The organism is Massilia genomosp. 1, from assembly GCF_011682185.1.
Lineage (GTDB): Bacteria > Pseudomonadota > Gammaproteobacteria > Burkholderiales > Burkholderiaceae_D > Telluria_A > Telluria_A rubra.
The window spans coordinates 1-222 of sequence record NZ_WHJF01000697.1; the positions used below are offsets into that span (position 1 = coordinate 1).

General features: G+C 63.1%; 1 pseudogene. It reads right to left on the reverse strand.

The window, feature by feature from the left end:
* A pseudogene (locus tag F1735_RS38700) lies at positions 1 to 222 on the reverse strand (hypothetical protein); the annotation flags it as partial.

Here is a 222-nt window from a genome sequence, read left to right on the forward strand (position 1 = left end):
GCTGCCGTCGCTCATCGTGGCGAAGCGGGCGATGCCGACATCGATGCCGATGGCGCTCGTCGCCGTTGGCAATGGCTGTTCGGGCAGGATTTTCCCGGTGCCTGAATGGCGTTCGCCATTGACCTCGCGTTGCGTCTGAATCGACACGAACCACTTGCCGCCCGACTGGCTCACTGTGACGTTGCGCAGCTCGCCAAGAACGTCCCGACTGTTGCGGTAACG